Origin of the sequence: Planococcus sp. A6 (assembly GCF_028823615.1) — a bacterium.
Taxonomy (GTDB): domain Bacteria; phylum Bacillota; class Bacilli; order Bacillales_A; family Planococcaceae; genus Planococcus.
Map to the genome: position 1 here is coordinate 1 of NZ_JAPEHT010000122.1, position 9554 is coordinate 9554.

Sequence of the window (9554 nt, forward strand, 5' to 3'; positions counted from 1 at the left end):
TCAAGATATTTTTCAACGCCGGTCCCATAGTCTTCGAGTACAGCATCGTCAACTGGTCTCTGGGACTCGCCATTCCAAGGATGGCTTTTCATTAAAATAGAAAACTGAACATTAATCCAATGTAAGTCGCTGCGACAAACCCGAGACCGAAGATGAACGACAACCATTCAGGCAGCTGTTTGCGATAGCTAAGCCATTGCAAGCCCAGGAAGATCAGGCCGATCGCCATCATCAAGAAACCGTCGATATTTGGCGTCCATACCGCATGGACCGGAAGATACTGCGGCCCTGCGACCCATTCGACAAACGGCGCGCCGCCTTCTAGACGGAACGTTTCGTTGATATCATGCGGCGGAGCGAGCTTGCTCATGAATGCGGTGATCAATAACACCAACAGCAGAAGCCAGCTCTCCACTTTGAGCCAAGAGCGGTTCGGCTCATCGCTTCGGGACAAGACGGCATTGATGAACGCTGCAAGCAAGAGCGGCACGATACTCAAATGCTTCAGCAGCAAGAGCTGTCCGTACGGCAAAATCCATGAGCTCGCGTAATCTTCCGGCGCCACGAAAAACAGCATGAGCCAGATGCCGCTGCCGATTAAAATGATCATCAGGACAACAGAAAACGGCGTAAACCATTTGAGAAACGCGCGCCAATTGCGCCCGTCGCGCAAAAACCAGGCGATGTGAATCAATACGCCTGCCCATAATACGAGCGCCAGAAAATGAAGCGCATGCCCGGCAAAACCTTGCCAATCCGCAATGGACGCAGCATGGCTCGCATATGCCACATTGAGCACGCTGAGCACGAGCCAAAACGCGCGAAACACCCACGATCCGTCGCGCCACACCACGATCAACCATGCCACCGCCATCAAGACGCCGAATACATAGCTTTGGCCAGCGCGAAATTCAGTTGCGACATCCACTACCGCTTGCATCGGGCCGAAGCTTTCCGCCAGCAAAAGGATAAGCTGCAACACGGGCGGAGCAAGCAATAGCGGAATGAGCGCCAGCGCAAGCATAAGCCATTTTTTCGAGACTTCAACGAGCGGCTTTTTCTCCGGTCGAATGAAGCGCAAGACGACGTCCCCTGCAAGAAATGCCAGCACCACGTAAAGGAAAAAATCCGATAACGCGATCAACCAATTCATCGTTTTCTACGCATTAAGACAACGACAGCGATCAATAGGATGATGGCGATGCCCGCAATAATCAAGGTCAAGCTGGAACCAGCATCTTCTGAAGGGGCTTCGGGTTCTCCGCTTGATGCTTGCTGCATATCCGAAGTTTCAGTTTCTTCCGATTCCGTTGCTTCAGCCTCTTCGGCTTCCTGTTCATCCGTTGCTTCTTCAGCTTGTTCTTCTTGCGCAGCTTCTTCAGCCTGCTCCTCTTGAGCCGCTTCTTGCTCGCCTGCCTGCAATTCAAAAGCTAGTGAACCTTGGATTGGATGGCCATCTTCGCTCAGCACGTCATATTCCACGACATAAGATCCGTCTTCAAGTTCCTGCGCTGGCATACCGACCAATTGATCTTCCATAACGGCGACTTCACTGAAATCAACAGCGGTCCCTTCCATCGTCATCGTCATGGCACTGCCCTGCTCGATGCCGGCACTGAAATCGAGCACCACCTGTTCAATTGGCTCAGCCACAACCGAGCCTTCCGCTGGAGTAGACGATTCAAGCACGGAATGGGCGTGTGCTGTCATCGGCAAAACCAGTAATGCACTTAATAAAATCAGAGTCTTCTTCATAGGTATGATTCCTTCTTTCTTTTTAGATGAACTCAATTATTGCATCCACTCTTTTCAGCCTATTTCATTTGCACGGAAGAAACAAGAACGAGGCGCTTGGATTTATGAACTTTCCCCGAAGATTGGCGGGATAAGAAAAAGCCCCGAATGATTTCGGGGCTTTTCTTTACAATCCACGAACCGCTTCCTGCGAAGTCTTTTCGCGCTTTCTCAACGTTTCAGCAAGCAGGCTCACCGTAATCATCGACGTGAAGCCGAGAATCGAACTGAAAAACATCGCCTGGAAAACGTGTTCGATGATGCCGGTGCCGGTCAAAGTCATATAGCAGCCGGCGCCGCTGACGACGGAAGCGATGGCGCCGGATTTATTGGCATGCTTCCAAAAATAGCCGAGGCTGATCGGGGCTGCGATGCCGCTGATGATTGCGGAGGTCCCAAAATTGGTCAGCAAGGCCAAGGATTCCGGCCGGTTGATCGACATATAGAGCGACACGAGCCCGATAAAGACCAGCGACACTTTCGACGCTTTCAGCACTTTGGCGTCAAGTTCCTGCTCCGTCAAATTCTTGTTTTTATAAAGAACGGGCACTGCCAGCACTTTGAACAAATCGTTGCCGATGCTATTGGTGATGCCGAGGTACAAGCTATCGGTCGTCGACAGGATCGCGGAAATCAAGCCCATGACGAGCAGCGCGACGATGACAACCGGGAAAGCTTCCATGATGTATGCCGGAATGGCACTATCAGCTGACGAGAGACCCGGCAAGATGATGCGCGCCGCAAGTCCGGCGAATACCGAGAAGATCGATAAGGTGAACAAGGACACGCCGGCGGATAAGGTGAAGGTCCGCAAATCTTCTTCTTTTTCGACCGTCAGCACTTTATTCATCAAATGTGGCAATAACACGAATGAAAACAGCAGCCACTGGATGCTCAAAATCGCAAAGCCGCTATAGAACGGCCCGCCTGTCGATAGCGGCGCAACAAGTGCCGGATCGATTGCGCGAAGTTCCGTTTGCAGCGTGCCGAAGACATTCCATCCGCCGCCGATCGTCCATAATAGCGAGATGAATAATAATAGTGACACAACCCGCCGCCAAGGCTCACGTAGACGACGGTGATGATGACGCCGATCGCGATGCCCCATAAATATGGAATGCCTATGACCGTCTCGAACATCGTCGCCAAGCCGACATTCTGCCCAACGATATAATAGATATTGAACAACACCAATAAGGCGACTAGTACGCGCAAGGCTTTGCTGTTATAGCGATTGCCGAGCCACTGGGGAATCGTCAAGCTGCCGCCATTTTTCTGCCCATAACGCCAGAAGGTTTTCGTGAACAGCAACAAGCCGAGCCACGTGACCCCGAAGCAGCCGATCGTGTACCACAAAGTCGACAAGCCGTATGTATACGCCCAGCCCGGCACGCCGAGAAACAAGTTGGCGCTAGCGTAAGAGGCGCCGAAGCTCATGCCGACAACAGCTGGGTTGACTTTGCCTTTCGCGATCGCAAAGCCTTTCATCGATCCGCTATGGGCTTTGCCTTTTTTCCCGAGCCATGTCGTCAAGGCGAAATAGCCGACGAGCATCACGCCGATCAGCGGCAATAGCCAAGTTGTTTCATCCCCCATTGCGTTCGCCTCCTTTCGTTTTCGGTTTTGGGTAAAGTTTATTCCATAAGGTCAGCCCGACGATCCAAAAGACGGCGACGGCGATCCAATAAGCTGTCAGCATGCGCATTCCTCCTTTAATTTCTAGCCGGTTCGTGCAAGTACTTGAACGTTCTGCCGGGATGATCTTCTTTCAATTGCGCTTGGCCTTTGCCGTAGATTTTCTCGCGGTATGTGCCTTCCGCGTATTCTTTCTGCACGAGCCCGCGTTCCTGCAAGACCGGAACGACCAGTTCGACAAAGTCCTCGAAGCTGTCGGGCGCGAGCGTATACGCCAAATTAAAACCGTCAACACCGGTTTCATCTCTCCAGCGCTCGACTTCATCGGCTACTTGCTCCGGTGTTCCGACTGCGACAGGCCCTCTGCCGCCGATGCCCACAAATGTCGCAAGTTCCCCGATGGTCCATTTTCTATCCGGGTCGGCACGCGTAAATACTTCGACCGCCGACTGCATGGCGTTGCTTTGGATGTATTCGAGCGTATCTTCGGGATCGTATCCAGAGAAATCGATGCCGGTCCAACCACTCAGCAAGGCGAGTGCGCCTTCGTAGCTGACATGGCTTTTCAAGGTTTCGTATTTCTCTTGCGCTTCTTGTTCGGTCTTGCCGACAATCGCGGTGAAGGTGGTGTACACCAACACATCTTCCGGGTCTCGGCCATTCGCCGTGATTCGTTCTCTTAGTGCGTCGACGCCTTTTTTCACCACAGGAATCGTCGGCCCTGCCGTAAACACCGATTCGGCGTGCTTCGAGGCGAACTCCCGGCCGCGCGGCGAAGCCCCTGCCTGGAACAATACCGGAGTGCGCTGCGGCGACGGTTCGGATAAATGAGCACCTGGCACTTTAAAGTATTTGCCTTCGTGGCGGATATCGTGCACTTTCGACGGGTCGGTGTAGACTTTCGATTGTTTATCGCGCACGACCGCGCCGTCTTCCCAGCTGCCTTCCCATAATTTATAGCAGACGTCCAAATACTCGGCCGCAAATTCATAGCGTTCGTCATGGCTCATTTGGTCATCGAGCCCGATATTGACTGCGGCACTTTTCAAATAGGAAGTGACGACGTTCCAGCCGATGCGCCCTTTTGTCAGATGGTCGAGTGTCGACATGCGCCGTGCGAAGGTGTACGGATGTTCGTGGCTGACAGATGCCGTGACCCCGAAACTCAAATGCTTTGTCACCGATGACATGAGCGGCACGACCAATAGCGGATCGTTGACCGGCGTCTGCACCGCATTGCGAAGCGCAGCATCGCGCGTCCCGCCATAGACGTCGTAGGTTCCGAGCACATCGGCTAAGAACACGGCATCGAACTTCCCTTTTTCCAATAGCTTCGCGAGTTCGATCCAATATTCGCTGTCCTTGTATGTATGCGACCGATCGTCCTCGTGCAGCCACAATCCCGGCGACTGGTGTCCGCCTGCACACACCATCTCAAAAGCGTTCAAATAAATCCGTTTCTTCGTCATCGTCAAATTCCTCCTTTTGAAATCGCAATTTCCGCAGCCCCGAGTGAAAATGAAAATAGGCAAAATAGCCCTCTTTTCTCAATAAACGAGAAAAGAGGGCTATTTGAATAGTCGGGTCCGCTCTCTTATCTCCCAAGGAATCTCTCCTTGCTGGAAGTAGCACCTTCCTGAATAAATCAGGGGTTGCTGAAGCGTCATCGGGCCAGTCCCTCGGCTTCTCTGGATAAGATTATTAAATTAATCCCTATCTTAATACTAGGAAATAGAGAAGTCAACCGAATATTTAAAATTCTTTTCGGATTTTTATGATCGACTCGCTAACTTCATTGAAAAATGCCGCTTCCCGTTCAGCCGGGCAGCGGCATGTTCACTTGCTGACAGATGTTCAAACTGTGGTCATTATTCCATCCCATCGATTTCTTCTTCGGAATGGAAATTATCCGCCAGTACGGTGCTTTCCAGGTTGCCGATATCAACCGCGGTCGGTTCAAGCAGCACAGACGGCACTTCGCTTTTTCCATTATTGATGCTGACGGTCGGTTCGATCTCGTTTCCTTCCGCCAATTCTACGGCAAGTGCTGCAACACGTTCAGACAATTGCTGGATCGGTTTATAGACGGTCATCGATTGGGTTCCGTTGACGATTCGCTGGACAGCCGCTAGTTCGGCATCCTGCCCTGCGACCGGGACGGACCCGGCCAGCCCTTGCTGCGCAAGCGCTTCGATCGCCCCGCCGGCCGTCGCATCATTTGCCGCAATGACGGCATCTATCTGATTGCCGTTGATTTCGAGTGCCTGTGACATATGCGCGAAGGCTTGTTCCGGCGCCCAATCCTCTGTCCACTCATCGTAAATGATGTTGATGTCGCCGCGTTCGATCGCCGGCTGCAGCACATCAAACACGCCTTTTTTCAGCAGATGCGCGTTATTGTCTGTCGGGGCGCCGCCGATATAGACATAATTGCCTTCCGGAACCAATTCCAGCATTTTCTCAGCTTGCAGCTCTCCCACTTTTTCATTGTCGAAGGAGACATATAAATCGATTTCCGCATTTTTCACGAGTCGGTCGTAAGCGATGACTTTGATGCCTGCCCCGTGCGCTTTGTGGACGATCGCTGCTGTCGCTTCGGCGTTATGCGGCACGATGACCAATAGGTCGATGCCTTCCTGGATCATCTCTTCGGCTTGGGCAATCTGCAGCGCGTCGTCCCCGTTCGCAGCCGCAATTTCCACTTCCAATCCGCGCGATTCGATGGCTTGTTCGAATAATTCCCGGTCTTTCAGCCAGCGCTCTTCTTTCAAGGTGTCCATCGCAAATCCGATTTTCAGCGGTTCCCCGTCTTGTGGCATTTCATCTTCCTTGAACACACTTTTTTCCGGCAGTTTGGCATCTTCCTGGCACGCCGTAAGCCAAACGCTCGCGCTCATCAGCAATACTAGATACACCAGCCGCTTCATGTGCTGGTTCCTTGTGTGCGGCCTGAATTCAACAGGTTCAAGCGGTATTCAGTCGGGGACAGTTCATTCATTTTCTTGAACACTTTGCTGAAGTAATTGGGTTCGTGGTATCCGACTTCCAGCGCAATCGTTTTCAGGCTGATTTCCGGGTCCGCGAGCAATTTTTTGGCTTTTCCCATCCGGCATTCCGTCAAAAAGTCGATGTAATTGATGCCGAGCTTTTCTTTGAACAATTTGCTGATGTAAATGGGGCTCAAATCCACTTTTTTCGCCAGCACTTCCAGTGAAATGTCTTCATGTGAATGCTCGGTAATGAATTGCTTGATTTTATGGATCTTATCGAATTCCAGCCGGCTGAAGTACATGTTGTGCTTCTCCTTCAACCCGCCGATCAACTCCAAGCTTTCCAACATCAATTGGCGATAATCTTTTGCAGGGATCGCGTAATAAGGCGCTTCCGTCTCGATGCCCGATTCAGCCATGATCCGGCTGGATAGCCATAATAATTCGAGCGAACGCTGCTGGGTTCTGAGGACATTTTCGCCTGCCCGTTCCGACTGTCGGATCAATCCGGCTACAATGTCTTCGGCCGTTTCCCAATCGCCGCGCCGGACACTATCGGCCATTCGCTTTTCCTGCTGCTTGATCAGTGCCGGGTCATGGGAGCTAATCGGTTCGAGATCTGCTGAATAAAAACGGTAGCGCGAAGGAACCGCAAAATCCGTCATGGCGAGCAATGATTTTTGGTAAGAATCCCTCACCTGCCCCAATGAATCGCACACCGGCCCAATCCCGACAAAGCATTTCTCGCGCTTGCCGGATGCCGCCAAGATCCTATTGGCAAGCGTAATCGCCTGGGAGCGCAACGAATGCGCAGGGTCGCGGAAAACGATAATCGGCAGTTGCCAGTCGTAACAGGGACCAACCCAAATATGTGAGCTTTCGCTAATGTCCCGTTTGATGTCATGGCATACTTGCTCCGCGCCTTTTGGGACTGAGATGGTCATGACAAATTTCTCTTTAGCCGGCTCGGTGCCTTTCATCTCCACCAGCAAATCGATATGTATGTCCTGGACCTGGTCGAATAATAATTGCGTGACGATATCCATCTCCACGATCGCCATCGCTTTTTGCAATGCGCTTTGTTGCTGCTCTTGTTCGGCCGATTGCTGAGCTTTCTTTTTCAAATGGCTGAACAACTTCTCCGCGATGGCAACGATTTCCGCCGCTTTGCTCGGTTTCAGCAAATAATCTTTCACGCCCAATTTGATCGCTCGCTGGGCGTAATCAAAAGTATCAAACGCCGTCATCATGACGAACTCGACATCGGGGTCGGTCTCGCGGATTTGTTCGATCGCCTCCAAGCCTGTCATGATCGGCATCATGATGTCCATGAAGATGATATCCGGCTGCCAGTCGGCTGCGATTTCTACAGCCATTTTGCCATTTTTCGCTTGCTTGATCTCTATTCCCTCGAACGAACGCTCCAGGATCGCCTTCATCCCTTCACGTTCGATCGGTTCGTCGTCCACGAGCAGGAGCTTAAACATAGCTTTCAACCTCCATTACTTTCGGCAATTTCAAAATGATTTTTGTTCCAAAGTGCGGTGTGCTTTCGATTTCGACAACATCGTCGTTGCCATAGAACAACTGGAGCCGTTTGGCGACATTGGCAAAACCGATTCCCGTGGCATGCCCTTCCTGGGGAACAATGCCGCCTTTCAATAGCTGCTCGATTTTACTTCCGTCCATTCCTTGGCCGTTGTCTTCAATTTCCACGCGGATATAGTGGTCTTCGTCTTTGATGCGGAACCAGATTTCGCCGTCTTCTTCTTTCGGTTCGATGCCATGGATCACGGCATTTTCGATGAGTGGCTGAAGCGTCAGGCTCGGCATTTGATACAGTAAGGCCGATTGGTCCAGGTCAATATGAAAGGTCAAACGGTCGCTGAAACGGGCTTTTTGGATATCCATGTACTGCGTCAGCACATGTGCTTCTTCTTCAAGCGTCACGGTATGGTCGAGGCGCTTCAGATTATAGCGTAGCAGCCCGGCCACGCTGACCAACAAATCACTAGTATCTTCAGCGCCGTCCAGATAGGCTTTTTTCGATAAGGTGTTCAAGGTATTGAACAGGAAATGTGGGTTGATCTGGCTTTGCAGATGGCGCATTTGGCTTTGCTGCAGCAGCAATTGGCTCTCCTGCAATTCGCTTTCTACTTGTGCTTTTTGCTGGATTTCCAGGATCAGTTTATTGATGTTCACGCGCATATGATCGAAGGTTTTCGCCAAAAATGAGATTTCGTCATTTGAATTCACGCTGATCGGCTGATCGAAGCGCCCTTTGGCCAATTCGTTTGCCGCTTTCGTCAATTGATGGACCGGCTTGGTGATGCTTAAGGAAAACAAATAAGTGAACAATAACAATAAGACACTCGTAAGCGATAACAACAGGATGCCCATCGTGTTCAATTCCTGTGATTGCCGGATAATGTCCCGATAAAAGCGTTCATAGGTCCTGAGTTCGGAATTGAAAATCGACAAGGTCATTTCGGAAATATAAACCGACATGCGGTTCGCTTCCGTGAATTCGCTTGCCGCGATGTCATTCTCGCCTTGTTCGCTAAAAGCGGCGGAACGTTCCACGGTTTCCGTAAAACTTTCGATCATATTGCTGTAATTGGTCAATGAAAACTCGTTGTCCGCATTGCGCAATTCTAGCAACGACGCCTGGGCATCCTGCAGCCTTTGCTGGCTGGACGCGAGCGTCGTCGCTGAGCGGGCTGTCGGATTGGATAAGTAATCGTTCAAATTGGTCACCGTCTGCTGGCTGGAGGCGGTCACTTCGTTCATCTGCAAATAGCGCTGCAAGATGTCATTATATTGATCCTGCATTTTCTGGTTATAGAACGTCAATGCCAGCCAAATCGCGAACATCATAACGATGACGATTCCCGCGAGCATCCAAATCTTTTTTTGGATCGTATTCACGGCAATTCATCCTTTCCCTCCACAATGCGGATATCGGTCACATATCCTTTGGAATCAAGGGGCACGACTTCATTGCGAAGCCATTTCATCATCATTTCGACGCTTTTCTCCCCCATTTCTTCCGGCGATTGTTCGATGATCGCATCTAGTTTCCCTTCCGTTAACAGCGCAGAAGCATCCGAACCGTCATCGAATGAATACAGAAAA

Annotated in this window: 8 protein-coding genes, 1 pseudogene and 1 riboswitch; all 9 genes and pseudogenes read right to left on the reverse strand. The window is 51.1% G+C overall.

What is annotated here, in order from left to right:
- Nucleotides 1-91 precede the first annotated feature (91 nt).
- A complete protein-coding gene (locus ON064_RS14865) occupies nucleotides 92-1153 on the reverse strand; it encodes a copper resistance D family protein (RefSeq protein WP_274625385.1) in 1062 nt (353 codons plus the stop codon).
- Nucleotides 1150-1755, reverse strand: coding sequence for a copper resistance CopC family protein (locus ON064_RS14870; RefSeq protein WP_274625386.1), 606 nt, complete (start codon nucleotides 1753-1755; stop codon nucleotides 1150-1152). Before ON064_RS14870 ends, ON064_RS14865 begins: the two co-directional genes overlap by 4 nt.
- Before the next feature lie 166 nt (nucleotides 1756-1921).
- The gene (locus tag ON064_RS14875) at nucleotides 1922-2806 is read right to left on the reverse strand and encodes a sodium:solute symporter family transporter (RefSeq protein ID WP_274625392.1); all 885 of its coding nucleotides are present in this window, start codon (nucleotides 2804-2806) and stop codon (nucleotides 1922-1924) included.
- Nucleotides 2689-3390, reverse strand: a complete 702-nt coding sequence (locus ON064_RS14880) for a sodium:solute symporter family transporter (RefSeq protein ID WP_274625387.1) — start codon at nucleotides 3388-3390, stop codon at nucleotides 2689-2691. The genes ON064_RS14875 and ON064_RS14880 overlap by 118 nt, the downstream gene beginning before the upstream one ends.
- A gap of 116 nt (nucleotides 3391-3506) precedes the next feature.
- Nucleotides 3507-4898: an LLM class flavin-dependent oxidoreductase gene (locus ON064_RS14885; RefSeq protein WP_274625388.1), complete on the reverse strand. Its 1392-nt coding sequence runs from the start codon at nucleotides 4896-4898 to the stop codon at nucleotides 3507-3509.
- 122 nt (nucleotides 4899-5020) lie between these two features.
- A riboswitch (SAM riboswitch) is annotated at nucleotides 5021-5128 on the reverse strand.
- 169 nt (nucleotides 5129-5297) lie between these two features.
- Complete coding sequence (xylF, locus tag ON064_RS14890; protein WP_274625389.1) at nucleotides 5298-6356, reverse strand: D-xylose ABC transporter substrate-binding protein; 1059 nt, start codon at nucleotides 6354-6356, stop codon at nucleotides 5298-5300.
- Nucleotides 6353-7906: a response regulator transcription factor gene (locus tag ON064_RS14895; RefSeq protein WP_274625390.1), complete on the reverse strand. Its 1554-nt coding sequence runs from the start codon at nucleotides 7904-7906 to the stop codon at nucleotides 6353-6355. The genes xylF and ON064_RS14895 overlap by 4 nt, the downstream gene beginning before the upstream one ends.
- A complete protein-coding gene (locus ON064_RS14900) occupies nucleotides 7899-9347 on the reverse strand; it encodes a sensor histidine kinase (protein WP_274625391.1) in 1449 nt (482 codons plus the stop codon). The genes ON064_RS14895 and ON064_RS14900 overlap by 8 nt, the downstream gene beginning before the upstream one ends.
- A pseudogene (locus tag ON064_RS14905) lies at nucleotides 9344-9554 on the reverse strand (sugar ABC transporter substrate-binding protein); the annotation flags it as partial. The pseudogene ON064_RS14905 and the gene ON064_RS14900, both read right to left, overlap by 4 nt.